Consider the following 572-nt stretch of genomic DNA (forward strand, 5'->3'; position numbering starts at 1 on the left):
ATGCGCTGTCGGCCTTCATTCCCGAGGACGAGCGGCTGATCACCATCGAGGACGCGGCCGAGCTCCAACTGCAGCAGCCGCATGTCGCGCGTATGGAAACACGTCCGGCTAACATCGAAGGCCATGGCGAGCTGAAGCAGCGCGACCTGGTCAAGAACGCACTGCGCATGCGCCCCGACCGCGTCATCCTCGGCGAGTGCCGGGGCGAGGAGGCTTTCGACATGCTGCAGGCAATGAACACCGGCCACGAAGGGTCGATGGCGACCATCCATGCCAACACGCCGCGCGACGCCATTTCGCGGCTCGAGCAGATGCTCGGCATGACCGGCATGCCGATGACGGTGCAGTCGATCCGCAGCCAAATCGCCAGCGCGCTCGACCTGATCGTTCAGCTGACGCGCCTGTCCGACGGCAAGCGCAAGGTGACCAGTGTCGCCGAGGTGACCGGCATGGAAGGAGATGTCATCCAGATGCAGGAGATCTTCCGCTTCGTGCGTACCGGCATGGAGGCCGACGGCAGGATTCTGGGCCACTACGAGGCGACCGGCATCCGGCCGCGCTTCCTTGAGGAT

1 protein-coding gene is annotated in these 572 nt (G+C 64.7%); it reads left to right on the forward strand.

Going from position 1 to position 572, the window contains the following annotated elements:
- Positions 1 to 572: ATPase, T2SS/T4P/T4SS family (locus EN750_RS38120; RefSeq protein ID WP_145968377.1), on the forward strand; the 572-nt coding region annotated here is incomplete at both ends.

It is taken from the genome of Mesorhizobium sp. M7A.F.Ca.ET.027.03.2.1 (genome assembly GCF_003999175.1).
Lineage (GTDB): Bacteria > Pseudomonadota > Alphaproteobacteria > Rhizobiales > Rhizobiaceae > Mesorhizobium.